Consider the following 25,765-nt stretch of genomic DNA (forward strand, 5'->3'; position numbering starts at 1 on the left):
CACAAGCCGAACAGCGGAGACAAACATGAACATGCGAGCCGTCGAGACCGACCGCCAGATCGATACGGACTATCGCCTCGAAGACCGCTATCTGCGCGAGGACGGCGCGGTGTTTCTCACCGGCACCCAGGCGCTGGTGCGCATCCTGATCGAACAGGCGCGCACGGACCGGCTTGCCGGGCTGAAAACGGCGGGTCTCGTTTCCGGCTATCGCGGCTCGCCGCTCGGCGGATTCGATCAGGAACTGTGGCGCCAGAAGGCGCTGCTCGCGGACTTCGATGTGCGTTTCGAGCCGGGCCTGAACGAGGACCTCGGCGCGACCATGCTGTGGGGCGCACAGCAACTCGACGCGTTTCCCGGCAAACGTGTGGAAGGCGTGTACTCGATGTGGTACGGCAAGGGGCCGGGCGTGGACCGCACCGGCGACGTATTCCGCAACGCCAACATGCTCGGCACCGCGCGGCACGGCGGTGTGCTGGCCGTGGCCGGCGACGACCACGCGGCGCAGTCGTCGATGTTTCCGCACCAGACGGACCACGTCTTCGAAGGCGCGATGATGCCGATTCTCTTTCCGGCGTCGGTCGAGGAGTACATCGACTACGGGCTCACCGGCTATGCGCTGTCGCGTTTCAGCGGGCTGTGGGTCGGTTTCAAGGCGATTACGGAAACGGTGGAAAGCGGCCGCTCGATGCGCGTGGGCCGTGGCGCGCCGTTGCGCTTGCCTGCGGACATCGCGGTGCCGCCGCAGCGCGGCTTCAACTACGACACGCAATTGCGCTGGCCCGCGGAGCGCGCCGAACTGGAGCGCCGCGTGCTGGAAGAGCGCCTGCCCGCCGCGCTCGCCTTCATGCGCGCGAATCCGCTCGACCGCGCGTTGCTGCGTCCCGCGCAGGCACGCGTGGGCATCGTCACGGCGGGCAAGGCGCATGCGGACGTGCTGGCCGCGTTCGAGGCGCTGGGCCTCACGGCGGAGCGCCTCGAACAACTCGGTATCGGGCTTTATAAGGTCGGCATGATCTGGCCGCTCGAAACCGAAGGGATCAAGGTATTTGCGCGCGGCATGCTGGCGCTTTTCGTCGTGGAGGAGAAGCGCTCGTTCGTGGAGCGGCAGATCAAGGAGGCGCTCTTCAACGTGCGTGCCGACGAGCGGCCCTCCGTGCACGGCAAGACGCTTGGCGAGCACGAGCCGCTGCTGCCCGCCGCGATGGAGTTCGCGCCCGAGCAGTTGGCGCACGCACTGCAGCGGTTTTTCCGGCACGTCGAGGTCGATGTGCCGCTGCTCGCTACGGGCGCAACCCAGGCGCGTCTGGGCGGCGCGCAGCGCGTGATCGCGCTCGCGCAGGTGCCGCAAGGCGAACCGCTCACGCGCAAGCCGTTCTTCTGCGCGGGCTGCCCGCACAATACGTCGACGCGTCTGCCGGACGGCTCGCATGCCGCGGCCGGCATCGGCTGCCACATCATGGCGCTCGGCGAGGCGGGCAACACGGCGACGTTCTGCCAGATGGGCGGCGAAGGCGTGCAGTGGGTCGGCATGTCGACCTTCACGGACATGCCGCATCTGTTCGTGAATCTCGGTGACGGCACCTACCAGCACTCGGGCAGCCTGGCGATCCGCCAGGCCGTGGCGGCGCGCGCGAACGTCACCTACAAGATTCTCTTCAACGACGCGGTGGCGATGACCGGCGGCCAGCCCGCCGAGGGCGGCCTGACCGTGCATCGCGTGGTGGCGCAGGTGCAGGCCGAAGGCGTGAACGAAGTCGTGGTGGTCACCGACCGGCCTGAGCAATACGCGGGATCGCTGGGGTTGCCTGCGGGCGTGACGCTCCTCCACCGCGACGCGCTCGATGCGCTGCAACGCCGCCTGCGCGAGCAGAAGGGCGTTTCGGTGATCGTCTACGACCAGACCTGCGCCGCCGAAAAGCGCCGCCGCCGCAAGCGCGGCAAGCTGATCGATCCGCCTACGCGTGTGGTGATCAATCCGGCCGTGTGCGAAGGCTGCGGCGACTGTTCCGTGCAGTCGAACTGCATCGCGATCGAGCCGCTCGAAACGGCGCTCGGCCGCAAGCGGGCCATCAATCAATCGAGCTGCAACAAGGACACCGCGTGCGTGAAGGGCTTTTGCCCGAGCTTCGTGACGGTGGAGGGCATGGAGCCGAAGCGCCCGGACGCCGCGCGCATCCAGCGCATCGAGGCCGAACTGCGCGCCACGCTCGCGCCGCCCGCGCGCGTGCCGCAGGCGCTGGAGCAACATCTGCGCATGGTTGTGACGGGTGTGGGCGGCACGGGCGTCGTGACGATCGGCGCGATCCTCGCCATGGCCGCGCACCTTGAAGGGCGCGGCGCCTCGACGCTCGACTTCACCGGCCTCGCGCAAAAGAACGGCGCGGTGTTGAGCCACGTGCAGATCGCGCAGAGCCGCGGGCTCATCACCACCTCGCGCATCGGCGCACAGGCGGCCAACGTACTGCTGGGCTGCGACGCCGTGGTGGCGGCATCGTCGGGCGCGCTCTCGCGCCTGCCGGCCAGCGGCGCGCGCGCGATCGTGAACGAGCGCATCACCGCTACCGCCGACTTCGTGCGCGACGGCGATCTGCCCGTGAGCAAGGCCGTGCATCAGGCAGCGATAGAGAGCGCGATGGGCGCGGACGGCGCGGTGTTCTGGGACTGTACGGCGGCGGCGGAAGCGATTTTCGGCGACGCCATCGCCTCGAACATGATGATGGTGGGCTACGCGTATCAGTCTGGCCTCGTGCCGCTTGCCGAAGCATCGATCCTGCAGGCAATCGGGCTCAACGGCGCGGCTGTAAAGATGAACGAACGCGCGTTCCTCTGGGGGCGTCTGATCGCACAGGACACTCGCGTGCTCGAACGCGTGACGGGAGCGGAGGTTGCGGCCGCGGACACGCCGTTCGATCTCGCACGTTTCGTGGCCGAACGCGAGCGCGACCTCACGCGGTACCAGAACGCCGCCTATGCGAAGCGCTATCGCGCGCTGGTCGATACCGTTGCGCAGGCCGAGCGCGCGATCGAAGGGGCGAGCGGCGCGCTCGCGCAAGCGGCAGCGCGCCATTACTTCAAGGTGCTGGCTTACAAGGACGAGTACGAAGTGGCGCGCCTGCACACGGATGGCGGCTTCGGCGCGTACCTGTCCGGCCTGTTCGACGGCACGGCGGGCAAGAAGACTTTCCACATGGCGCCGCCGCTCCTCACGCGCCGCGACGCGCAAACGGGACGCCGCAACAAGATCGCGCTGCGCGGCGTGTGGGCCGAGCCGCTGCTGCGCGTGCTCAAGCACGGCAAGGCGCTGCGCGGCACGCCGCTCGATCCGTTCGCACTGCAGCGCGACCGCGTGATCGAGCGCGCGATGATCGGCGAATTCGAGGACGACGTGCGCCTCGTGCTCGGCAAGCTCACGCAGCGGACGCTTGCAGCGGCCGTGGGCCTCCTCGGCGTGCCGGGTGCGGTGCGAGGCTTCGGTATCGTCAAGGAGCGCAATTACGAGCGTTCGCGCGGCGTGCGCGAAAAGTATCGCGCGGAACTGGCGGTTGAGACGGTTTAAAAGATCGGATAACTAATGGAGAAGACTCAAATGGTTGTGCAGGACAAGACGTTTTTTATCACTGGTGGTGGTTCGGGACTCGGCGCGGCGGTGGGCCGACACCTGCTCGAACGCGGCGCGAATGTCGTGTTCGGCGATATCGACGTAGCGCGTGCGCGTGACGTGGCGGCGCTCGGCGGCGAGCATGCACTGGCCGTCGAGGTGGATGTGACGCTGGCGGCAAGCGTCGAGGCGGCGATCGCGCTCGTCACGCAGCGCTTCGGTGCGCTGCATGGCGTGGTCAACTGCGCGGGCATCGCACCGGCGCAGCGCATCGTCGGCAAAGAGGGCGCGCATTCGCTCGATCTGTTCGCCAAGGTCGTGAGCGTCAACCTCATCGGCACCTTCAACGTGATGCGCCTCGCCGCCGTGGCGATGGCGAGCAACACGCCCGACGCCGGCGGCGAGCGCGGCGTGATCGTCAATACGGCTTCGGTGGCCGCGTACGATGGCCAGATCGGGCAGTCGGCCTATGCGGCCTCGAAGGGCGGCGTCGTTTCGCTCACGCTGCCCGCTGCGCGCGAACTGGCGCGCAACGGCATTCGCGTCGTGACCGTCGCGCCCGGCATCTTCGAAACGCCGATGCTGCTCGCCATGCCCGCCGAAGTGCAGCAGGCGCTGGGCGCGGGCGTGCCGTTTCCGCAACGTCTTGGCCAGCCCGCGGAGTTCGCGGCGCTCGTCAAGCATATCGTCGGCAACCGCTATCTGAACGGCGAGGTGATCCGGCTCGACGGCGCCTTGCGCATGGCGCCGCGCTGATATCCGGTTTGTGTGGGGCCGACCGTCGGGGCGACGTCGCAGACCGCGTATCGTAGAATCGGAACCATCGACTCACGATATTCGAAAAGCACATGGCCAAGGACGTGACCTTGCGGCAGTTCCGCTACTTTGTGGCGGCGGCGCAGAACGGGCAGTTTTCGATGGCGGCGGCGGCCGAGCATGTTTCGCAGTCGGCAATCACCAATGCGGTGCTCGCGCTCGAGGAGGCGCTCGGCACGCGGCTCTTCGTGCGCTTGCCCCAGGGCGTGGAGCTGACGCCCGACGGGCAGGACTTCCTCAATCACGCGCGCCACGTGCTGGAGTCGGTGCGCGACGCGCTGCACAAGGCGCCATTTCGCGCGCATAGCCTGCGCGGCACGGTGCGCATGGCCGCCTCCTATACGCTGCTCGGCTACTTCCTGCCGGAACTGCTCGCGCGCTTTCGCGCGACCTATCCCGAGATCGAGATCGACCTGCACGATCTGGACCGGCCCGCCATCGAGGCGGCGGTGCTCGCGGGCGAGGTGGATCTCGGCGTGGCGTTGCTTTCCAACGTGGAGCGGCGCGCGCGCTTCGGCCACCACTTGCTGATGCGTTCACGCCGCCAGTTGTGGGCTGCGCCGACGCATCCGCTCGCGCAGATGGGCACCGTCACGCTGCGCGACATCGCGCGTTACCCCTATATCCAGCTCACGGTGGACGAGGGCGAAGCCTCGACGCTGCGCTACTGGAAAAAGCGCCGTGTTGCGCCGAATATCGCGTTTCGCACGAGTTCGATGGAAGCGCTGCGCGGGCTCGTGGCGCACGGCTTCGGCGTGACGATTCTCTCGGACATGGTGTTCAGGCCGTGGTCGCTGGAGGGCAAGCGCATCGACGCGTGCGCCATCGAGGATGCCATTCCGCAGATGGAAGCGGGCATGTTGTGGCATCCTGGGGCAGTGCTCAGCGATCCGGCGAGAGCGATGCAGCAGTTTTTGATTCATGCTTGCGGGAATTGAGGGGGGCGGCCGCGCTCCTCCACGCACCGTACCTGGGTAAAAACAAGGAAGCCTCATGTCGGCCGTGTCGGCGTTCAAGCTCGTGCTCCTTTCGCTCATCGCCATCATCGCGCTCGAGTTGCTCGCCAAACGCCTGCGCCTGCCGCCCGCTGCCGCGCTGCTGGTCGGCGGCGCCGCCATGGCCTTCGCGCCCGGCCTGCCGCCGGTCGTGATCGACCCGGACCTCGTCCTCATCGTGTTTCTGCCGCCCTTGCTGATGGACGGCGCCTACTTCTTCGTCTGGTCCGACTTCAAGCGTCACCTCGCGCCCATCCTGCTCTTCGCCATCGGCGCGGTGGCTTTCACGACGTGGGCCGTTGGCGTGGTCGCGCATTGGGCCGTTCCGTCGCTGCCGTGGGCCGCATGTTTCGCGCTGGGCGCGGTGGTATCGCCGCCCGATGCGGTCGCCGCGAAAGCCGTGCTCGAACGGCTCGCGCTGCCGCGCCGCCTGATGGTGCTGCTCGAAGGCGAGAGCCTGCTCAACGACGCCGCCGGTCTCGTGCTGTTTCGCTTCGCCGTCGCGGCGGCATTGACGGGCGTTTTCAGCGAGCCGAATGCGGCGCTCAGTTTCGTCGGGCTCGCGCTGGGCGGCATTGTGGTCGGCGCTGTCGTCGGCTATGTCGTCGTGTGCCTGCTGCGTCAGCTCGAAGACGAGTATCTGATCATCACCGCCTCCGTGCTGGCGGGCTGGATTGCCTATATCGCCGGGGACATGCTGGGCGTTTCGAGTGTGATCGCCACGGTCACGTGCGGCATGCAGCTAGGCTGGCATCAGCACGAAATCTTTTCGGCCACGGTGCGCAGCCGCGGTACGGCGTTCTGGCAGGTCATGGTCTTCGTGCTCGAGGCGCTGGTGTTCGTGCTGATCGGCCTCTCGCTGCGTGGGGTCATGCTGCGCCTCGGCGGGACGGGCAATGCGGTCGCGCTGCTCGGTCCGGCTGCGATGGCCGTGGTGCTCGCCGTTGTCGCCTCGCGCTGCGTGTGGACGTATGGCATCGAGATCGTGAGGACCGCGCTGCACCGGATCATGCCGCGCCGCGTGAGCGCGCCGGACTTTCGCGGCGCAACCGTGGTGAGCTGGGCCGGCATGCGCGGCGTGGTCACGCTGGCCATTGCGCTCGCGCTGCCCGAAGCGATGCCGGGCCGCGATCTCATTCTCTTCGCCGCGTTTGCCGTCATTCTGTTCACGGTGCTGCTGCAAGGCACGACCATCGGGCCGCTCATCAAGCTGATCAGGCCTGCGGACGATATGGAAGGGGAGGAGCCCTACCTCAACGAGCCGCAGGCATGGGCGCGCCTCGAAGCTGCCCAGCTGGCGGCGATCACGCCGCTCGTCCACGGGCCGGACGGCAGCGTGATCCACCCGCGGCTGCTGGAGCAGTACACGTATCGCGCGAACCTGACGCGCAATTATGCGAATGCCGAGAGCTATCCGCAGGGGATGCGCACCTCGCACTACGACGTCGTGCTGGCCGCCGTGGAGGCCGGGCGCGCGGAGCTGTTGAAGATGCACCGCGCGGGACTCATCCACGACGAACTGCTGCGCGTGCTCGAACGCGATCTCGATCTGGAGGAGCTTTCGGCGCGGCACGGCAGGGGTTGATGCTTTCCCCCGCGTTCTTCAGGCGTGCACGACGAGTGGCGCGAACAGGTGCGAGAGGTCGCGCTGCTGGTCGAGGTTCCAGAGAAACCCAAGCGCATCGTCGGCGCGCGCCTTGCCGATCGCAGGCGCCGCGTTCTTGCGGAACTTGACCTCGAAGTCGCCGCGCTGCATCGGCCGAGTGGCGAAGCCTGGAATGTCGTCCACGCGCTTCGACACGGTTTGTCCGTCCGCGAGCGTGGCGCTCACGAGGGTCGCGTAATACTTCGGATAGAGCCGGGTCAGTTCGGCATCGTCTACAACCTTGATCTTTTGCATGAACGCGCGGATCTTCGGGTCGCGCAGCGCTTCGGGGCGATAGCTCGCCAGGCTGATATCGCCGTCGAACATGGCGCGCGCGGTCACGTAGGGCAGGCTGTGATCGGCGGTCTCGCTCGTTTCGGGGGCCCATTTCTGCGGGTCCATGCCCGCCGAGAAGTAGCCTTCGTGCGAGGTGCGAATCTCCATGCTGACGATACGGTCGAGGTCGCCCACCTGCTTCGCCACGTCGATGCCGGCGGCAATGGCCGTCTGCGTGAGCGCCTGCGCCGGGTAGAACTTTACGGCACAGTCGTTGATGCGAAACGGCCGGCCTTTGCCGCCGAAGCTCGCCGTGTCGATGCTGAATGGTCCGGACACCTGCTTGAACAGCCCCGCATTGCCCTCGAAGATCGGCGCGGGGCCCGTGAGTCCGTCGCGCGCGAGGGCGGCCGAGAACACGGCGTTGCGTGCGGCGTCGGCATCGGCGAGACCCTTCCAGTTCGACATGGTCTGCACGCGCGTCTGGTTCAGCGCGAGGTGGCCGTTGAGCGCGAGGTTGACCGCCTCGGCCAGTTGCCGCTCGTCGAGCTTCATGAGCTTGCCCGCCGCGAGCGCGGCTGCGGGCAGGCTGAAGATGGGGTGATCCCAGCCGCGCGAACTGATCGAGGCGGCGTCCATGAGGCGGCAATCGATTTCGTAGGCAAGGGCGATGGCGACGATCAGATCGCGGCCATTCGCACCTTCGGCCTCGGCCTGGGCGAGACACGCTGCGATGTTGTCGCTCGGGTGGCCGATTTCCTTGCCCGCGTAGACGTCGTTGAGGTCGTAGTAGCGGATGGCCGCGCCGTTCGCGAAGGTCGCGAGGTCGGGCGACGTGCGCCGCTGGGTGCCGAGCACCGTTGCACCCCGGCCGTCGCCGCTCGCGTAGTTGAGCGCGACCCGGCGCGCGATGCCCACGGGTTTCTCGCCGAGCGCAGCGATGCCGCAGCCCAGCGCGTCGGCAGTGTGGGTCTTGACCGCTTCGATCGTGCCGGCGTCGAGGTCGTCGTAGTTCAGTGCGGCGGCGTAAGCCGCAAGCCGCTGCGCGATGGTGGCCGATGCCGATGCGGACGCGACCTTCTGCGCGCGCGCCGCGCCGATGCCGCCGAATGTACCCGCGCTCGCGGCGAGCGCCGTGAGCGACGCCATGAATGCACGCCGTTGCATGCGGTGTCTCCTTGATCTTCGTTGGTTTTAGGGAAGAATGCCGATCAAACGAGCAGCAGCAGCGCCGCGCCGAATACCACGGTGCCGAGCAGGAACGTCATGACCGTGAAGCCCAGCACGCGCTGCACGCCGATGCCCGCCATCGCGACCACGGGCGCGGCCCAGAACGGCTGCATCATGTTCGAGACCTGCTCGCCCATGGCGACGGCCATGGTGGTCGCGGGCATCGAAGCATGCAGCGCGATCGCGGCGGGCACGACGAACGGCCCCTGCACGGCCCAGTGGCCGCCGCCGCTCGGAATGAAGAACGTGACGATGAGCGAGCACACATAGCTCCAGAACGGCAGCGTATGCGTGTTCGAGATCGCGATGAAGAAGTGCGAGATCACGTTGGGCAGGCCCGTGGCGTCCATCATGCCCATCACGCCGCCGTAGAGCGGGTATTGCAGCATCATCGAGCCGGTTTGTTTGGCGGCGTTCTTGACCGCGTCCGCGTAGGCAAGCGGATAGCCATGCAGGATCACGCCCGCGATGAACATCACGAAGATCACGGCGTTCACGCCGGAAAACGCTTCGATATGCTCGACGTGCGCGAGCACGAGGAACGTCACGCCCACGAGGCCGATGAACGCGCTGCCGATCCACGAGTATTCGAGCCACTTCGCGAAGCTCAGCTTGCCTTCGGGGCGCTTGCGCGGTTCCGGGTCGGGGTTCTTCTCGATGTCGAGCACGACGGCGTCTTCATCGCGCGGCTTGAGGAGCGCGAGCACGATGGGCGTGGCGATCAGCATCACGACCACGGGCACGAGGTTGAACGCCGTGAACACGGTGTCGTTGAACGGCAGCACTTCGCCCGTGAGCTTTTGCACGACGTTCATCGCGCTGCCCGGCGTGGATTGCGCGAGCGCGATGGAGCTGGAAATGCCGCTCGCCCACACCACCCAGCCCGAAAAGCCCGCCGCGACGATCCACGCGAAGTCCACGCGCATGCGCTTGGCCACTTCGCGCGCGAGCAGCGCGCTCACCACGAGACCCAGACCCCAGTTGAAGAACGAGGCCACGGCCACGAGCACGAAGGTGAGCGCCGCGGCCTGCACCGGCGTGCGGGCCACGCCCACGAGCGCCTTGAACACGCGCTGCACCGGCGCGGCGTGCGCGAATGCGTGGCCCGTGACGAGCACGAGTGTGATCTGGAAGGCGAACGTGAGGATATTGAAGAAGCCCTTGTACCACCCGACCACGAGCGTGTTGAGCGTCGCATGCGGGGCGAACATCGCCGAGAGCGCGGCCACGACCGCGGTGATGAGAATCGCGAGCACGAACGGGTCGGGAATGGTGCGCTCGAACAGGCTGATCGTCGCGTCGGTAAAGCGTGTCTTGCGTACGGGTGCGGCGGTGGCGGTGGACTTCACGTATCGTCTCCTGGTGCTGAATGTGGCCGCGCGTACCTGGCGCACGGCTGTTTGTATGGGGGCGCCGTGGCGCTGGTTCATCGGGCGAAGCCGTAGAGTTCGGCGGGGTTGTCGACGAGAATCCGCTTGCGTGCCGCTTCGTCCTCGACCCATCTGCTGAGCAGATCGAAGATCGCGGCGGTGTCGGGCTTGTGCGTCTCCGTCACGTGCGGCCAGTCGCTGCCCCACACGGTGCGCTCCGGCAGCAGTGCGGCCCATGCGCGCGCGGTCTCGGCGAGGTCGGCGTAACCGCCCGCGAGGCCCACCTGCGAATCGAGGTAGGCGCCCGAGAGCTTGACCCACACGCGCCCCGAGGCGGCGAGGCGGCGCACCACGCCAAATGCGGGATGCGAGGTGCCCGCGGGCAAGGGCAGGCGCGCGAGATGGTCGAACACCATCTTGCAGGGCAGGCGAGTGAGCAAGGCCTCGTGCTCGACGATCTGGTCGGCGGTCCAGTGCAGTTGCACATGCCAGCCGAGTTCCGCTATACGCCGCGCAAGCGGCTCGACCATGTCGAAGGTGACGACCGCCTGATGCGGCGTGTACAACGTGAAGCGGATGCCGCGGACGCCGCCGCGATCGAGCATGGCGAGTTCGGCGTCGCTGACCTCGGGGCGCAGCACAGCTACGCCGCGGGCGTTGTCGATGCCCAGCTGGCGGATCGCGTCGAGCGTCACGCAGTTATCGGTGCCGTACGGGCGCGGCGTGACGATGACGGTGCGCTGCGTGCCCGTGCGTTCCTGCACGCGTCGATAGTCCTCGACCGTCGCGCGATCGACGATATGCGCGCCATTGCCGGGCGAGGCCGCGAAGCGGCGATCGTAGATGTGGATGTGCGAATCGCACGCGAAGGCAGGCGCCGCTATGCGCGCCCTGGGGGCGTCGAGGGTATGGACATGCTGCTCACGGTCCATCGCGTTGTCTCCTTGTTTGCCGCGCGCCGCCAGGCATGGATGCGCGCGGATGCCGCTTTGTGTGTTCAGAGCACGGCGTGCTCGTTTCTCAATCGTTCGATATCGGCATCGCTCCAGCCGGCTTCGCGCAGCACCGCATCGGAATGCTCGCCGAAGGCGGGCGCCGCGATCGGGTCCGGTGCCGGCGTCGCGCCGAAGCGAATCGGCTCGCGAAAGCCGCGATACGCGCCCACGCCGGGATAGTCGTAGCGCGTGACCATCTCCTCGGCGAGCACCTGGGGATCGTCGAACATGTCTTCGACCGTGCGCGCCGCCGCGCAGGGCACCGCCTCGCCAAAGTGCGCCTCCCATTCGAGCGCGCTGCGCGCCTGCAACGCGGCGTGCAGTTGCGGCACGATCTCGTCGCGATGCTCGGCACGTTTGCGCACCGAATCGTAACGCGCGTTCTGCGCGAGTGCAGCGAGCCCGGTTTTTTCGCAGAGCGCCTGCCAGAAATGCGGCGTGTTCGCGGAGATGTAGAGCCAGCCTTCGCGCGTGGGATGAATGCCGGTGATGCCGCCCGAGCGCATGTCACGGCCCACGTCCTTCGGTTCGTCGTCGGCCCAGATCATGCGCGCCGATTGCATGGTGAGCGCGCTGCGCAGCAGCGAAACGCCCACGTACTGGCCCGCACCGCTGCGCTCGCGCTCGAACAGCGCGGAGGATACGCCCGCTGCGACGAGCGCGGCCGCGTAGTAGTCGACCACCGAGCCATAGAGAATCTCGGGCGGGCCGTCGCTCTTGCCCTGCAGCGCGCACATGCCCGTCATGGTCTGCAGCACCTGGTCATAGCCGGCCTTGTCCTTGTTCGGCCCCTGGTCGCCGTAGCCGGTGACCGCGCAGTAGATGAGCCGCGGGTTCACTTCGCGCAGCTGTTCCCAGGCAATGCCAAGGCGTGCCGGCACGCCGGGCCGGAAGTTGTGCACGAGCACGTCGGCCTGTTCGACGAGGCGCAGCAGCACCTCCTGCGCGCATGGTTGCTTCAGATCGAGCACAAGCCCGCGCTTGCCGCGGTTGACGCCGAGAAAGGCGCGGCTTTCGGCCTGCAGCGTCGACGGATACTTGCGCAGGTTGTCACCCGTGGGCGGCTCGATCTTGATGACGTCGGCGCCCTGATCGGCGAGCAGCGTGCAGCCATACGGGCCCGCGATATAGGCGCTCAGGTCGAGCACGCGCACACCCGCGAGCGGGCCGCGCGGCGCCGCATTCGTTTTGGGAAGCCGGCTCATTGGCGCACCTCGCTCGACGTTGCGGACGCAACGAGTCCAAGCCGTTCGGCGCTTTGCACGAGCGCGCGGGCGCGCTCGACGAAAGGCGCGTCGATCATCTTGCCGTCGACGACATAAGCGCCCACGCCGTCGTGTTCGGCGTTGCGCGCCGCTTCCACCACGCGCAGCGCGTGGGCGATTTCTTCGTCGGTAGGGCGGAACACGTCGTTGGCGAGCGCGATCTGGCTCGGGTGGATGCAGCTTTTGCCGAGAAAGCCTAGCGAACGGGCCAGTTCGGCTTCGGCGCGAAATCCTTTGGCATCCTTGATATTGGCGAAAGCCGAGTCGTACGCGAACACGCCCGCTTCACCCGCGGCGAGCCGCAGGCTGAACATGGCTTGCTGAATGGCCGCCGGGTCGCGCCGCGCGATGCCGAGCGGCTCGAAGAGGTCGCCAAGACCCAGCTGGAGGCCTGCCACGCGGGCATGCGCGGCGGCGAGCGTCGCCGCTTCGCGCAGCGCGCGCGGCGACTCGACGTTGAGCAACAGCCTCACGGGGCGGCTTACGCCATTGGCGTGCTCCGCGCGCTCGATCGCGTCAGCAGCGGCGCGCACGTCGTCGGCGGATTCGGGTTTCGGCAGATTCACGTAGTCGAGGCCCGGTTGAACCACGGCGGCGATATCGTCGGCGAACCACGCTGTGTCGAGCGCGTTCACGCGCACGATCAGCACCTTGCCGCGTTCGCGCACGGCAGACGACACCAGCAGCGTGCGCAGCGCCTCACGCGCTTCGGGTTTACGCGCAGGGGCAACCGAGTCTTCCAGGTCGAACGACAACGCGTCCGCGGCGCTGCCCAGCGCCTTTTCGAACAGCTCCGGGCGCGATGCCGGCACGAACAACTTGCTTCTCATCTCCATGCTTTCCGTATAGATCACCACTGAAGGGCAGTCTACGATCGGTAACGATTTAGATAAACTATGCAAATCTATCTTTAAACCATAGAGAAGCTACGTTTATGGACACGGGGTTCCTGAGCAACCTGCTGCTCGTCGTGGAGAGCGGCTCGATGGCGGAGGCCGCGCGGCGCGTGGGCGTGACGCCCGCCGCGATCGCGCAGCAAATCCAGGCGCTGGAGCGCGAACTGGGCGTGGCGCTCGTCATGCGCGCGGGCCGCACGGTCATTCCCACGGAGGCGGGCCAGCGCGTGGTGGAGCGCGCCCGCTCGCTCGTGCGCGGTTTCGATGAGCTGAAAGCGCTCGCGCAGGAGCAGGAAATGGGCGGCGAGCTGCGCGTGGGGACCATCACGTCGGCGCTGCTGAGCGTGCTGCCCGACGTGCTGGCGCGCTTCGCCGCCGCGTTCCCGCAAGTGAAGCTGCTGATACGCGCGGGCACGTCGATGGAACTCTTCGAAGCCTTGCAGCGCGGCGAGGTGGACGTGGCGATTTGCCTGCATCCCGCCTTCGCGCTGCCGAAGTCGTACGACTGGCATCTGCTGCGCGAGGAGCCCATCGTCGTGCTCGCGCCGGCAAAATTCGCGCGCGCCGATCCGCACGACCTGCTGCGCCGCGAGCCGTTCATTCGCTACGACCGCGCACTGGGCGGCGGCAAGCAGGCCGACCAGTATTTGCGCCGCGCGAAGATCGCACCGCGCGAGCTGTTCGAACTGAACTCGCTGATGGCGATCGCGTTGATGGTGGACCGCGGCCTTGGCGTCTCGCTCGTGCCCGATATCGGCACGCCGCTTACGAAGGGCTTGCGGCTCGCGCGCCTGCCGCTGGCCGAGGCAACCGAGCCGCGCCGCTTCGGCATTCTGTGGTCGCGCGCTTCCGCGCGCAGCCGCCTGATTCGGGGGATGATCGAATGCTCCGGCGAGGCGCTGCGCAAGTGAGGGGCGCAAGCCCATCGACTATCTGCGCCACATCTATTACGACTGCATCACGTATAGCCCGGCCTCGGTCGAGTTCCTGATCTCGGTGGTGGGCGCGGACCAGGTCATGTTCGGCACGGACTGGCCGCACCAGGTGCACGACACGCGCGGCGTTGGCGCCGCGCTTGCCTGGATGAACTTCGCGCCTATTCCGCGAAGAGATCCGGCCCGAAGACTTCGTAGTGAATCCGGGCTTCGTGGACGCCGAGATTCTTGAGCGCATCGTGCTGCATGCGCATGAAGGGAATGGGGCCGCAAATATAGTAGTCGGCGTCGGGTTGCAGGATCGCCTGCTTGATCTGCCCGATATCGACGAACCCCGCGTAATCGTAATCGCGGCCCTGCACGTCGCCGGGCAGCGGCTCGTTGTAGAAAATCTCGAGATGGAAGTTGGCGTTCGTGGCCGCGGTCTCGCGCAGACGGTCGCGCATGGCATGCACGCCGCTATTGCGCGCGCCGTGCACGAACACCACTTTGCGGTTCGGATCCTGAAGCGCGCGCTTGAGCATGCTGATCATCGGCGTGAGGCCCACGCCGCCGCTGATGAGCACGATAGGCGTATGCGCGTTCACGTCGATATGGACGTTGCCGTAGGGCGCGGCCAGCTTCACTTCGTCGCCCACGTTCAGGTGGTCATGCAGCAGGTTCGAAACGTAGCCGGCCGGCTGCGGGCCGCCGGCCTCGCGCTTCACGGAAATGCGGTAGGTCCGGCCGTTGGGCATGTCGGAAAGACTGTATTGGCGGATCTGCTGCAAGCCGAGCGCCGGCACGGTCACGCCGATGCTGATGTACTGGCCGGGTTCGAAGTTCGCGACCGGGCCGCCATCGGCCGGTTCGAGCACGAACGAGGTGATGATGCTGCTTTCGGGCCGCCTCTCGCGCACGACGAACTTGCGCCAGCCGGTCCAGCCGCCCAGCTTGTCGCCGGAACCTTCATAGAGTTCGCTTTCCATGCCCATGAGCACGTCGGCGAGATTGCCGTAGGCCTGCGCCCATGCGGAGATGATGTCCTCCGTGGCGGCGTCGCCGAGCACGTCCTTGATCGCGCCTAGCAGATGTTCGCCAACGATAGGGTAGTGCTCGGGCAGCACGCCGAGGCTCGCGTGCTTGTTTGCAATGTTCTTGAGCACGGCCGCGAGGCTCGAGGGGTCTTCGATGTTTTCCGCATACGCATAGACGGCGCGCGCGAGCGCCTGCTGTTGCTGCCCCTGTTCCTGGTGCGCCATGTTGAACACATTCTTCAGTTCAGGGTGGGCCTCGAAGAGCCGCGTGTAAAAACGCTTGATGATGGCGAAACCGTGGTCGGCGAGCACGGGCGCGGTCGCCTTCACGATGTCCTTCGTTCGCTGCGTGAGCATTGTCGGTCCTCCTTTCACGAGTGGGGAAGCGCACGTACTCGTTCCAGTCTAGACAAAGACAGCCGCAATCGCAGGCTCCGATGGCAGCGGCTCACTCCTCCTTGTCGTCGGCAGCGGCGGCACCCACGATCATGCGTACGCGTTTGCGAATTTCCGAATCGAGAATCAGTCGCCCGCGCAGCTTGCCTTCCATTCGCTTGACATGCCTGGACGCCTCGGTCATGTGCTCGACCATCAGCGGCGCGCGAGGTGATCGAATGCTGGCGCGTCGGTGTCACGATTCTGTTTGCGGCAAGTTCGAATTCAACGAGGTGCGGCGGTCGATTTGCCCGGTGAATGCAATTTCACCGCCGCAATACGAATACTCAGTATTCCTTCCCAACGTTCCCTGTTAGTACCCCTGCACCCAATGTCCCGGAATCCACACCCACTGGTTGCCTTCCCAGCGGTAATGTCCCTTGGTCCAGGCATAGCCCTCGGCGGGGGCGGGCGGCGGTGTCTCGACGCGGGGCGCCGGCTCCGGCGGGTGGGCCGGCTCCACGATACAGGCGGAAAGCAGGGCGGCGCAGGCGACCAGGGTCACGGGGTGCAGTAGTTTTATCTTCATGGCGGGTTTCCTCCACTGACTGAAATTGTTTGGTTATCCGAACGGCTGGCTGGTCTCGTCGCATGGCGGCATCCGGGTCCACGTAAAGCGGCCCGCTTTCGTGTTCGTCTGTTCTATCCGTTCATGTCCTTATCAAACCCGTAGCCGCATTTTTTGTGCCCGCATCGCCGAATAGCGTCGATGCAGTGCGCTGTGGATCGAGCCCGAGGCTCTCCGCGGCCGCGCCCGCGATCAATGCATCGAGTGAGGCCGTGGGCTTGAGGTCGCGCGACTCGTAGAGATCCGCGCTGCGCAGCCCCGGCCAGTCGGCCCGCACGCGTCCGCCCGCCACGGCGCCGCCCACGAGCATCGCTACCGAAGCCTGCCCGTGGTCGGTGCCGCCCGTGCCGTTCGCGGCGGCCGTGCGGCCGAACTCCGTCGCGACGAGCACCGTGGTCTTGTCCCATGCGGGGCCGAGGCCATCGCGCAGCGCGGCGAGCATCGTGTCGAGCGCTTTCAGCTGATTCGCGAGCCGCGCGTTTTGCGCGCTGTGCGTGTCCCATCCGCCGCTTTCGATCATGGCGATGCGCGGGCCATCGGGGCGCGAGAGGAAGCCCGCCGCAAGCTTGCCGACGCTCGCAGGGTCCTGGCGCGCGCTCGCGTCGCCCGCGAGCCCGCGTGCATTCATTGCCGAAGTCCAGAGCGCGCGCAGCTGCGGATCGGCTTCGTAGAGCGCGGACACGCGCGTGAGCAGATCGTCGGACGCGCTGGGCAGCGCCGAGGGCGCAAACGAACTTACCTGGACCGTGCCGCGCAGCGCGAGCGGCACGGTGGGCGCGAGCGCAATGGCGCTTTCGCGCGAGGCCGGCAGCATGGCGACGAGCCGGTTGAGCCAGCCGTCCTTGACCTGGTAGGGCGCGCGGCCGCCCGTTTCCAGCACGTTCTGACCGTCGAAGTGGGAGCGGTCGCGATACGGCGAAGCGATTGCATGCACGAAGAGCGCCTGCTTTTCACCATACATCTGCGCCATCTGGACGAGCGACGGATGCAGCGCGAACGTGCCGTCGAGTTTCGTGGCCTTGTCGATGTCGATGGCGAGCGGGCCGCGCAGCGTGGCGTAGGCCGGCTCCGCATAGGGCACGACGATGTTGAGGCCGTCGGCCGCGCCGCGCTGGATCACGAACACGAAGCGGCGCTCGGTTTCGACGCTGGCGAACACGATGCGGGGCGCGACGAGCATCGCGCCCGCGCCGGCGGCGGCAACGCGCAGGAAATGGCGGCGGGAAACCATGGCGGTTATCTCCTCAGGAAATCGGGCGAGACGAGCAGCAAGGCGATCGCTGTGGACGCGCTTTCTGCATGCGCGACGGCACTGGCCGTGGGCGCGCTGAGCGTGGCGCCCATGAGCGTGTTGCCGAGCGTGCGCGGGTCGAGCCGGTCGCCCACGCGCGCCGAGAAGCGCTGCGCGACTTCGACGCGGCGCACGAGCGCATCGGGCGCGGCCCAGCTTGCAGCGATGTCGTCGTAGCCGGCGGGCGAGCCCGGCCGCCACACGGGCTGGCCAAGCTGCGTGAGCAGCGGCGCGGCGTTGATTTCGCCCGCTTCGCCGGGTTCGCGCCAGCCGAGACCGCGCATCGACGATACGGTCCACTCCCACGGTGTCTTGAACTTCGTATCGACGGGCGCCCACGCCTGCGGCGCTTCAACGAGCGCGCGGTACACGGTGGGCAGGTCGCCGCCGCTTTGCTCGAAGGCGAGCGCGAGACGCTCGGTGAGCGCCGGTGGCGGATTGTCGGCGACGAAGTGGCGCGCGAGCTGGAACGCGATATGGCGGCTCGTGGCGTTCGCGTGTGCGAGGTCGTTGAGGATGGCGAGCGCCTGCTGCTCGCCCGCTTGATCGTAACGCTTGCCCATCACGGTGCGCGTGCCCGGCTCGTGCAGCGCGGGGCGAAACACGAAGCTGCCGGGCGCGGCATTGCCGGGCTGCGGCCCGCGCACGCCTGCCACGCTCCAGCCCGTGAGCGCGCGGGCGAATTCGGTCACGTCGTCCTGCGTGTAGCCGGTGCGCACGCCGAGCGTGTGCAGTTCCATGATCTCGCGTGCGAGGTTCTCGTTGAGGCCGCGCTTGTGCGCGGGGTCGCGCTGATCGGCGCGCAGCGCGGCGCGGCTGTCGGGGCCGACGGAGCGCGCCTGATCGAGAAAGAGCTGCATGGCAGGGTGCTGCTCGACGGCGACCAGCATGTCCGCGAAATTGCCGAGCACGTGCGGCCGTATCGCTTCCATTTCGAATGCGCCCGCAATGCCCGCAATCAGCGCCTTGTCCACCGATACGGCGAAGTGGTTCGACCAGAAATGTACGAGGCGCTCGACGAAAGGCGTATCGGTCTGCAAGGCGCTCACGAGGCGCGCGTTGACCGCGCTGCGGTAGATGCCCACGCTCTCGCGGCGGATCGCCTGGTTGACCGCGCGGCGTGCGGCTTGTTGCGCGTTCTCTTGTGCGTTCGTCTCTGAAGCCGCGCTCGCTGCCGCGTTGCCCGCCATGCCTTGCTGGCGTTCCTCCCCGAAGCGCGCCGCGAGCGCCAGTGCGCCGGGCTCGTTGCGCCATGCGGCGGGCAGCGGTTCGTAGGCCTGGAACTGGCCGAGCAGCCAGCCGCGAGGGTTGGCGGGCGGCGTCTCGTCGGCGCGCGCGCCGAGGCCGAAGCGGTTCATGGCGATCGCGCCGGCGCGGGCATTCGAAAGGCTTTCCATGCGCGGTCCCTTGTGCTCACTGGAGCGTTGCGTATTCCCGTTAAACGCTCGTCGCTCGCGGTATCCGTCGCTGGTCTGCCAGATTTTTTACTGCGCGCCGCTCGCCTCGCTCACGGCTTTCTGGGGTTGCATTTGCGGCTGCTTTTGCGACTGTGCCGGCAGCCGCCACTGGCCGCGCTTTTCGAGCCCTGCGACGAACTTCACGCGTTCTTCGGGCGTGAGCGTGGCCGCGAAATCGACCACGCCGCTTTCGATTTGCGCGCGCAACGCGCTGTCTGCGGTGCGCGTGCGCGTGAGCGCGGCGTCGATGGCGTTGCGGTCGAGTTGCGGCGCGGCGAGCAGGTCGAGCACCTCGCGCCTTCCGTCGCGTCCGTCGCGCGCGTACTGGCGGCCTTCGCGGCGCGAGGACTTGAGCGCCTGGGCGAACTGCTGCTGGCGGGCCGGCGAAAGCTCTTCGGTGGCGAAGCGCAACGCCACGCGTTGCGTCGCTTGCGCCTGCGGCTCGCCGCGTACGGCGAACCAGCGCCACGCACCGCCCGCAATTCCGCCGAGCAGAAAAACGTTCAGGAGGACCGAGCCGACGAGCAGCGTTTTCCATGAGCAGCCGTTCATTCGTCACTCCCTTCGGCGCCGGGGTTGAGGTTCGCTTCGCTCCAGTCCGAACCCGTCCCCCCGAAGCTCGTGCTGAGATACGTCTCGTGCGGGGCGGCGGGCGCCGCGCCGCCGAGCACGACGAGCGATATCGTCAGCGCGCCCGCGAGTGCGCCCGCGAGGCCCACGCCCGCGAATGCCGCGCCGGACCACCAGAAGCTGCGGCGCTTCACGGCCGCAACGGGCTTCACCGGTGCGCCCGCAACGATCTGCTCGAAGAGCGCGCGTCCCGGCGGCGCGACCATGTCGCGGGCGAGCCAGCTGTCGAGCGCCATGGCTTCGTCGAGCGCCGCGTTGGCTTCGGCGCGGTGCGCGCGCGCCCATTCGAGCGCGTCTTCGCGCTCGTGCTGCGGCCAGCGTTGCGGGTCGGCGCCATAGGCCGCGACGAGCGTGTGGAATCGTTCGGGTGTCATACGGAGTCCTTACCGGCAGCTTCGCCGGCCAGTTGTGCGCGCAGGGTGCGCCGGGCGCGCGCCAGCAGGCTTTCGAGCGCGTCCACCGAAATATCCATCAGGCTGGCTGCTTCGAGGTTCGAAAGCTCCTGATAGTAAGTGAGCACGAGCGCTTCGCGCTGGCGCACGGGCAGCGCCGCGAGTGCGGCCCGCACGCGTTCGTCGCGCGTGCGTGCTTCGATCTGCTGGTCGGGCGAGCCTGCGGGATCGGGTGCGGGCGCGCTCACGGCGTGCACGTCTTCCACGGTTTCTTCGCGCCGTCCACGCAAGCGGTCGTAGCACAGGTTGAGCGCCACGCGATGCAGCCACGTGTCGAATTTCGCTTCGCCCGTGCGCCAGGTGGGCGCCTGTTTCCAGATCCGCACGAACGCTTCCTGAGCGACGTCTTCGGCTTCGCTGTGGTCGCCGAGCATGCGTGTGGCGAGTGCGATGAGGCGCGGCAGCTTGCTCGCGACGAGCGCGCGCACGGCAAGCGGATCACGCGCGCCGACACGCGCAACGAGTTCCGCGTCCGGATCGCGTTCGTTCAAGGCCTTCCCGGCCTTGTCGGTCTGCAACGATGGAACCGCAGGCGAACCCGCTGCCGCGCCGTCATAGTCGTTTCCCAGTTTGAAGTCGGGCACTCAGGCCTGATGCCGCTCGAGCGGCATTATGCCCAGTGGCCCGGGATCCATCGCCAGTTCGGGCCGTCCTCGACCCAGTGCCCCGGCACCCAGTTGTACCCCGAGCGGGCTTCTTCCCAGTGGCCCGGTTCCCAGACGTACACGCCCCGGTCCCAGCGCCAGTGGCCGGACTGCCACACGTAACCCTGGCGCGGCGGGGGAGCCGCTTCTTCCCGCGGCGGAGGCGGCGGCGACGTCGGCGCGACCATCACGGGCTGCTGCGGCGGCTCATTTGGCTCGACGACCATGGGCTGCCGTGGCGCCTCATTCGGCTCGACGACCACGGGCTGTGCGAGCGCGGCCGTTGCGGTGGAGGCGAGCAGAGCGGCGGCAAGTGACGAACGCAGCGGTTTGCGGGTCATGATTTCTCTCCCTTGATGCAGAGGGGTCAACAGCCCCTATAAGGACTTAAACGGCGCCGCGGGGAAAACCCGTCGCGGACCATTTATTCACCATGCAATTTTCGCGCTCAGCGTCGAATTTACCGGTCTCGAAAGGGGTTGCTTGACAACTGCAATTTCCGAACCCGAAAGACTTACGTTAAGGGTTTCTACCTAATATGAATCGCCACAAAATTGTTAAATTTCTGTCTTAGAATGGACACTCGAGATCGACTGCGGCAATGCAGCATTAGCTTTCAAAACATAGGAATACAGCCGCAAGTCAGGCCATCGGGGTTGGCGCTTTAATTAGTAAGACTAACCAAGGAGTATGAGCTGATGTCCATTTCCGCACCCGAACAATTCCGCGCGAACTACCAGGCTGGCGTCGCAGCGTTCTTTGCGCTCACGAAGCCCGTTGTCGAGGGCGTGCAGGCCGTGATCGATCTCAACGTCCAGGCCAGCAAGGCTGCCATCGCAGAAAGCGAAGCGACGCTCAAGGGCGCCCTCGAAAGCGGCAATCCCGCCGAGTTCCTGACGCAGCAGATTGGTGCGTCGCAGCAAGCCGCCGCCAAGGCCATGTCGTACGGCCGCCATCTCGTCGACATCGCGACGACGACCCAAAACGAGTTGATTCAAGCTGCCCAGGCGCAATCGGGCGAAAACGAGCAGCGTTTCAAGGCCTTCTCCGAAGGCCTGACGCAAAACGCGCCCGCGGGCGTGGAGCCGTTCGTCGCGGCCATGAACTCGACCTTCGCCGCAGTCAACAACGCCGCCGAAACGCTGCGCGGCGTGACCCGCCAGGCCATCGAAACGGCCCAGAGCGGTTTCCAGCACGTCGTGGCTTCCGCCCAGGAAGCCGCGCCGGTCGCGGTCCAGCCGGCTGCCGCCAAGGCCAGCCCGGCCAAGGCCTGATTCACGTTCCTGCCCGCCGGCAATACGCCAGTACGTGTCAACACGCGTCTTCGTCGTGAATGTGAACGACGGGGGCGCGGCGTTTGCCGGCTCAGTTTTCCAGACATCGATTTTTTAGCGCATTTGCAGAGCAGGAGCTCAACATGACTGACATTGTGATCGTTTCGGCCGCACGTACGGCAGTAGGCAAATTCGGCGGCTCGCTCGCGAAGGTGGCGGCGCCCGACCTGGGCGCGATCGTCATCAAGGCCGCGCTCGAGCGCGCGGGCGTGACGCCCGAGCAGGTGAGCGACGTGATCATGGGTCAGGTGCTCACGGCCGGTTCGGGCCAGAACGTGGCGCGCCAGGCGTCGATCAAGGCGGGCCTGCCCGCGGCTGTGCCCGCCATGACGATCAACAAGGTGTGCGGCTCGGGCCTGAAGGCGGTGATGCTCGCGGCCAACGCGATCATCGCGGGCGATTCGGACATCGTCGTGGCCGGCGGCCAGGAGAACATGAGCGCCGCGCCGCACGTGCTGCCGGGCTCGCGCGACGGCTTCCGCATGGGCGATGCGAAGCTCATCGACAGCATGATCGTCGACGGCCTGTGGGACGTGTACAACCAGTACCACATGGGCGTGACGGCGGAAAACGTCGCGAAGGAATACGGCATCACGCGCGAGGAGCAGGACGCGTTTGCGGCGCTGTCGCAGAACAAGGCGGAAGCCGCGCAGAAGGCCGGCCGCTTCGACGCGGAAATCGTGCCGGTGGCGATTCCCCAGCGCAAGGGCGAGCCGCTGCAGTTCGCGACCGACGAGTTCGTGCGCCACGGCGTGACGGCCGAATCGCTCGCGGGCCTGAAGCCGGCGTTCAACAAGGAAGGCACGGTGACGGCGGCGAACGCGTCGGGCATCAACGACGGCGCAGCGGCGGTCGTGGTGATGTCGGCGAAGAAGGCCGAGGCGCTGGGCCTCACGCCGCTCGCGCGCATCAAGGCGTACGCCAGCGGCGGCGTCGATCCGAAGGTGATGGGCATGGGCCCGGTGCCGGCGTCGAAGCGGGCGCTGGAGCGCGCGGGCTGGTCGGTGAACGACCTCGATCTCATGGAGATCAACGAGGCGTTCGCGGCGCAGGCGCTGGCCGTGAACAAGCAGATGGGCTGGGACACGTCGAAGATCAACGTGAACGGCGGGGCGATTGCGATCGGTCACCCGATCGGCGCGTCGGGCTGCCGGATTCTCGTGACGCTGCTGCACGAAATGCAGCGCCGCGATGCGAAGCGGGGTCTCGCCTCGCTGTGCATCGGCGGCGGCATGGGCGTGGCGCTCGCGCTCGAGCGCGCTTGATTCAGCTTGATCCCGTTATCAAGGCAGTAAGCAGAGCAGTATGGAGGTATCAGGCGGTTCGTCGCGCGAAAAGCAGCGGCGATCCGCCTGTAGCAGCAACCACGCGCAATACTAGAAATTGATCAGAAGCCGCGCGGCATTCGCCTGTCTTTTTCCTGGGTGGAAGGATGAAGCCGGGCATCAGTGTATGTGGCGCCTGCACGCGTAGCGCGTAACGCCACGGTTTTAGTGACGCTCAACTCTCGCGGATATATAGGATGACTAATCGTATTGCATTGGTGACTGGTGGTATGGGCGGCCTTGGCGAGGCCATCAGCGTGAAACTGCATGACGCGGGTTATCGCGTTGTGGTGACGCACTCGCCCGATAACGCAGGCGCGAAGGACTGGCTGGCGCGCATGAAGGAGACCGACCGCGAATTCCACGCCTACGGCATGGACGTGGCCGACTACGATTCGTGCCAGCGCGGCGCGCAGAAGATCCAGAGCGAGATCGGCCCTGTCGATATTCTCGTGAACAACGCGGGCATCACGCGCGACATGACGTTCCGCAAGCTCGACAAGGTCAATTGGGACGCCGTGCTGCGCACGAATCTCGACTCGATCTTCAATATCTCGAAGCCGCTGTGCGACAGCATGGTTGAGCGCGCGTGGGGCCGCATCATCAACATTTCGTCGGTGAACGGCTCGAAGGGTTCGGTCGGCCAGACCAATTACGCAGCGGCGAAGGCCGGCATGCACGGCTTCACGAAGTCGCTCGCGCTGGAAGTGGCTCGCAAGGGCGTGACCGTAAACACCATTTCGCCGGGCTATCTCGCCACGAAAATGGTGACCGCCATTCCTCAGGACATTCTCGACTCGAAGATCCTGCCGCAAATCCCGATGGGCCGCCTCGGTAATCCGGGTGAAGTCGCTGCGCTCGTGCTGTTCCTGTGTTCGGACGAAGCGGGCTTCGTGACGGGCGCAAATATTCCTATCAACGGCGGCCAGCATATGCAATAAAGCTATGCTAAACATGTATCTCGCATGAATGATGTCAGGCGAATTTCGCCTGGGCGATGCGAGGTGCATGTGGCAGCGGTAATCCATACCGACCGCCGCATTGCAGGGCACGTGTAAAGCGTGCCCTGCAATGCGGCGGTTTTGCATGGTGCCGCCGGGATTGCGGGGCACGAACGCGGTCAAGCGTGCCGCTATAATTGGCCACCCCACGCGTGACCGGAGACCGGCCTTTGTCGAGCATTGCGAAACTGCTGTCCATCCTCGAACTCTTCTCCGAGGCGCGGCCTTTTCTTTCCGCCGAACAGGTGGCGGCCGAACTGCAATGCTCAGTGCCGACCGCTTACCGCTATCTGCGCGAACTCGTCGAGACGGGCATGCTGCTGCGCTTCGTGGGCGGCGAATATGGCCTCGGTCCGCGCATCATCACGCTCGACTACCATCTGCGCATTTCCGATCCGCTGTTGAAAGCGGGGCAGCCGGTCATGCGCGAGCTGGCGGAGCAATCGGGCTTCGACGCCGTCATGTCGCGCTGGTACGGCAATGAACTCGTCGATACGCATCGCGAATCGCACGACGCCGTATTCGACCTGCGCTATGGACGCGGCCGTCCGCGTCCGCTCTTTCTTGGCGCCGCGCCCAAGGCGATCCTTTCGACGTTTCGGAAGGCGAAACTCGCCGCGCTGTTCGAGCAGTACCCCGAAGACATCGCGGCCAGCGGACTCGGCGGCTCGCTCGAAGAATTCCGCGCGAGCCTGCTCAAGATCCGCCGCGCGGGCTTCTATCTCTCGAAGGGCGAACTCGAAGCGGGCATGTCCGCCGTCGCTTCGCCGCTGTTCACCGACGCATCGGGCGAAGCCGTGGCCGCGCTCGCGCTCGTCGTGCCCGAGCAGCGCCTCGCGTTCTTCAACCTCGAGCGCGTGGTCGAGGCGGTGAAGGAAGCCGCCGCGCGCATTTCCACGCGCGTGCGTGCATTGATCGAGTCATAAAACGGCGCGGCGTCACGCTACGCCCATCCGCGCCGCCATCTCCCTCTCCCACACCGCGCGTGGCCGGAAGCCCGGCAACGTGCTCGCATGGCGCTCGACCTCGGCCAGCAACGCGTCGTCGGGCAGCGTGAAGTCCACGGCGACACGCATGGGCTGATCCACGTACCACGGCGTGTCGATGAAGATCTCCAGCCGGTTGCCCTCCGGGTCGCGCGCGTAGAAAGAGATCGCATTGCCGTGCGTGACCGGCACGATCTCCTCCATCCCTTCCTCCACGAAGCGCCGGTGAAAGTGCTTGAGCGTGGCGAGGCTGTCCGCCTCCAGTGAAATCTGGTTGATCGGATTGAACGGCAACTGCTCGGGTCTGCCGCTCGCCAGCACGATCTGGTGATGCACGCGGGGATCGCGGCTGAGAAAGACGAGGCTGACCGTGCCACGCGGCGAGGGCAGCGTGCCGCGGTCCGTCACCGTGAATTCGAGCACCCGCGTATAGAAGTCTTCGACCTTCGCCATGTCGTTCACGAAAAAGCCCATATGGCTGAGCGTGAGGCCGGTGCGCTTCGTGGCTGTTTCGGTGTTCGGCAGAGTCATGCTGTCTCCAGTGGTAGTGATAAACCCTGATAAAAATCAAGTTGTGTAGCGCGTTTTTCGTAGTGTATTCT

24 protein-coding genes and 1 pseudogene are annotated in these 25,765 nt (G+C 66.5%); 10 read left to right on the plus strand and 15 right to left on the minus strand.

Annotated features, from left to right (window positions below; translation table 11 throughout):
• Positions 1-25 precede the first annotated feature (25 nt).
• From AB4Y42_RS23840 to AB4Y42_RS23855, 4 genes are all read left to right on the plus strand, one after another.
• Positions 26-3,559 (plus strand): indolepyruvate ferredoxin oxidoreductase family protein, encoded by a 3,534-nt coding sequence (locus AB4Y42_RS23840; RefSeq protein ID WP_368695532.1) that lies wholly within the window; start codon positions 26-28, stop codon positions 3,557-3,559.
• A gap of 30 nt (positions 3,560-3,589) precedes the next feature.
• The gene (locus tag AB4Y42_RS23845; protein ID WP_368695659.1) at positions 3,590-4,357 is read left to right on the plus strand and encodes an SDR family NAD(P)-dependent oxidoreductase; all 768 of its coding nucleotides are present in this window, start codon (positions 3,590-3,592) and stop codon (positions 4,355-4,357) included.
• Positions 4,358-4,449: 92 nt separating this feature from the next.
• The gene (locus AB4Y42_RS23850; RefSeq protein ID WP_342923066.1) at positions 4,450-5,355 is read left to right on the plus strand and encodes a LysR family transcriptional regulator; all 906 of its coding nucleotides are present in this window, start codon (positions 4,450-4,452) and stop codon (positions 5,353-5,355) included.
• Positions 5,356-5,410: 55 nt separating this feature from the next.
• Positions 5,411-6,997, plus strand: a complete 1,587-nt coding sequence (locus tag AB4Y42_RS23855; RefSeq protein WP_368695533.1) for a Na+/H+ antiporter — start codon at positions 5,411-5,413, stop codon at positions 6,995-6,997.
• Positions 6,998-7,015: 18 nt separating this feature from the next.
• Here AB4Y42_RS23855 and AB4Y42_RS23860 read toward each other — a convergent pair whose 3' ends face one another.
• The 5 genes from AB4Y42_RS23860 to AB4Y42_RS23880 all read right to left on the minus strand — a co-directional run bounded on the left by AB4Y42_RS23860 (position 7,016) and on the right by AB4Y42_RS23880 (position 13,023).
• Entirely contained in the window at positions 7,016-8,500 is a 1,485-nt protein-coding gene (locus tag AB4Y42_RS23860) for an MmgE/PrpD family protein (protein ID WP_368695534.1), read from the minus strand.
• 44 nt (positions 8,501-8,544) lie between these two features.
• On the minus strand, positions 8,545-9,912 hold the full coding sequence (locus AB4Y42_RS23865) for a short-chain fatty acid transporter (RefSeq protein ID WP_368695535.1): 1,368 nt from the start codon (positions 9,910-9,912) through the stop codon (positions 8,545-8,547).
• 77 nt (positions 9,913-9,989) lie between these two features.
• Positions 9,990-10,865: an amidohydrolase gene (locus AB4Y42_RS23870; RefSeq protein ID WP_368690635.1), complete on the minus strand. Its 876-nt coding sequence runs from the start codon at positions 10,863-10,865 to the stop codon at positions 9,990-9,992.
• Positions 10,866-10,930: 65 nt separating this feature from the next.
• Positions 10,931-12,133: a CaiB/BaiF CoA transferase family protein gene (locus AB4Y42_RS23875; RefSeq protein WP_368690636.1), complete on the minus strand. Its 1,203-nt coding sequence runs from the start codon at positions 12,131-12,133 to the stop codon at positions 10,931-10,933.
• Positions 12,130-13,023, minus strand: coding sequence for a CoA ester lyase (locus AB4Y42_RS23880; RefSeq protein WP_368690637.1), 894 nt, complete (start codon positions 13,021-13,023; stop codon positions 12,130-12,132). The genes AB4Y42_RS23875 and AB4Y42_RS23880 overlap by 4 nt, the downstream gene beginning before the upstream one ends.
• A 104-nt stretch (positions 13,024-13,127) precedes the next feature.
• Between AB4Y42_RS23880 and AB4Y42_RS23885 the strand changes: the two genes are divergently transcribed.
• Both AB4Y42_RS23885 and AB4Y42_RS23890 read left to right on the plus strand, forming a co-directional pair.
• Positions 13,128-14,000 (plus strand): LysR family transcriptional regulator, encoded by an 873-nt coding sequence (locus AB4Y42_RS23885; RefSeq protein ID WP_368695536.1) that lies wholly within the window; start codon positions 13,128-13,130, stop codon positions 13,998-14,000.
• A gap of 46 nt (positions 14,001-14,046) precedes the next feature.
• The gene (locus AB4Y42_RS23890) at positions 14,047-14,256 is read left to right on the plus strand and encodes an amidohydrolase family protein (RefSeq protein WP_368690814.1); all 210 of its coding nucleotides are present in this window, start codon (positions 14,047-14,049) and stop codon (positions 14,254-14,256) included.
• Here AB4Y42_RS23890 and hmpA read toward each other — a convergent pair.
• The 9 genes and pseudogenes from hmpA to AB4Y42_RS23935 form a co-directional block, all read right to left on the minus strand.
• Positions 14,186-15,397, minus strand: coding sequence for an NO-inducible flavohemoprotein (hmpA, locus tag AB4Y42_RS23895; protein ID WP_368695537.1), 1,212 nt, complete (start codon positions 15,395-15,397; stop codon positions 14,186-14,188). The genes AB4Y42_RS23890 and hmpA overlap by 71 nt on opposite strands.
• 91 nt (positions 15,398-15,488) lie before the next feature.
• Positions 15,489-15,644 (minus strand): annotated as a pseudogene (locus AB4Y42_RS23900) (GntR family transcriptional regulator); the annotation flags it as partial.
• A gap of 144 nt (positions 15,645-15,788) precedes the next feature.
• Positions 15,789-16,004, minus strand: a complete 216-nt coding sequence (locus tag AB4Y42_RS23905; protein ID WP_342923058.1) for a YXWGXW repeat-containing protein — start codon at positions 16,002-16,004, stop codon at positions 15,789-15,791.
• Between the two features lie 121 nt (positions 16,005-16,125).
• A complete protein-coding gene (locus tag AB4Y42_RS23910) occupies positions 16,126-17,283 on the minus strand; it encodes a DUF1501 domain-containing protein (protein ID WP_368695660.1) in 1,158 nt (385 codons plus the stop codon).
• Positions 17,280-18,731: a DUF1800 family protein gene (locus tag AB4Y42_RS23915; protein ID WP_368695538.1), complete on the minus strand. Its 1,452-nt coding sequence runs from the start codon at positions 18,729-18,731 to the stop codon at positions 17,280-17,282. The genes AB4Y42_RS23910 and AB4Y42_RS23915 overlap by 4 nt, the downstream gene beginning before the upstream one ends.
• An 87-nt stretch (positions 18,732-18,818) precedes the next feature.
• Positions 18,819-19,343 (minus strand): periplasmic heavy metal sensor, encoded by a 525-nt coding sequence (locus AB4Y42_RS23920; protein ID WP_368690641.1) that lies wholly within the window; start codon positions 19,341-19,343, stop codon positions 18,819-18,821.
• Positions 19,340-19,795 carry a hypothetical protein gene (locus AB4Y42_RS23925; RefSeq protein ID WP_368690642.1) on the minus strand — a complete coding sequence of 152 codons (456 nt, stop codon included), beginning with the start codon at positions 19,793-19,795 and terminating at the stop codon, positions 19,340-19,342. Before AB4Y42_RS23925 ends, AB4Y42_RS23920 begins: the two co-directional genes overlap by 4 nt.
• Complete coding sequence (locus AB4Y42_RS23930; protein WP_368690816.1) at positions 19,792-20,391, minus strand: RNA polymerase sigma factor; 600 nt, start codon at positions 20,389-20,391, stop codon at positions 19,792-19,794. Before AB4Y42_RS23930 ends, AB4Y42_RS23925 begins: the two co-directional genes overlap by 4 nt.
• A gap of 92 nt (positions 20,392-20,483) precedes the next feature.
• Positions 20,484-20,744 carry a YXWGXW repeat-containing protein gene (locus tag AB4Y42_RS23935; protein ID WP_176732864.1) on the minus strand — a complete coding sequence of 87 codons (261 nt, stop codon included), beginning with the start codon at positions 20,742-20,744 and terminating at the stop codon, positions 20,484-20,486.
• 471 nt (positions 20,745-21,215) lie between these two features.
• Between AB4Y42_RS23935 and phaP the strand changes: the two genes are divergently transcribed.
• The 4 genes from phaP to AB4Y42_RS23955 all read left to right on the plus strand — a co-directional run bounded on the left by phaP (position 21,216) and on the right by AB4Y42_RS23955 (position 25,103).
• Complete coding sequence (phaP, locus tag AB4Y42_RS23940) at positions 21,216-21,791, plus strand: TIGR01841 family phasin (RefSeq protein ID WP_368690643.1); 576 nt, start codon at positions 21,216-21,218, stop codon at positions 21,789-21,791.
• A 143-nt stretch (positions 21,792-21,934) separates the two neighbouring features.
• Complete coding sequence (locus tag AB4Y42_RS23945) at positions 21,935-23,116, plus strand: acetyl-CoA C-acetyltransferase (RefSeq protein ID WP_368685958.1); 1,182 nt, start codon at positions 21,935-21,937, stop codon at positions 23,114-23,116.
• Between the two features lie 257 nt (positions 23,117-23,373).
• Positions 23,374-24,117 carry an acetoacetyl-CoA reductase gene (gene phbB / locus AB4Y42_RS23950; protein WP_342924554.1) on the plus strand — a complete coding sequence of 248 codons (744 nt, stop codon included), beginning with the start codon at positions 23,374-23,376 and terminating at the stop codon, positions 24,115-24,117.
• Positions 24,118-24,347: 230 nt separating this feature from the next.
• Positions 24,348-25,103 carry an IclR family transcriptional regulator gene (locus AB4Y42_RS23955; RefSeq protein WP_368690644.1) on the plus strand — a complete coding sequence of 252 codons (756 nt, stop codon included), beginning with the start codon at positions 24,348-24,350 and terminating at the stop codon, positions 25,101-25,103.
• Positions 25,104-25,115: 12 nt separating this feature from the next.
• Here AB4Y42_RS23955 and AB4Y42_RS23960 read toward each other — a convergent pair whose 3' ends face one another.
• Positions 25,116-25,694, minus strand: a complete 579-nt coding sequence (locus AB4Y42_RS23960) for a VOC family protein (protein WP_368690645.1) — start codon at positions 25,692-25,694, stop codon at positions 25,116-25,118.
• Between the last annotated feature and the right edge of the window lie 71 nt (positions 25,695-25,765).

Source organism: Paraburkholderia sp. EG286B (assembly GCF_040965655.1).
Classification (GTDB): Bacteria; Pseudomonadota; Gammaproteobacteria; order Burkholderiales; family Burkholderiaceae; genus Paraburkholderia.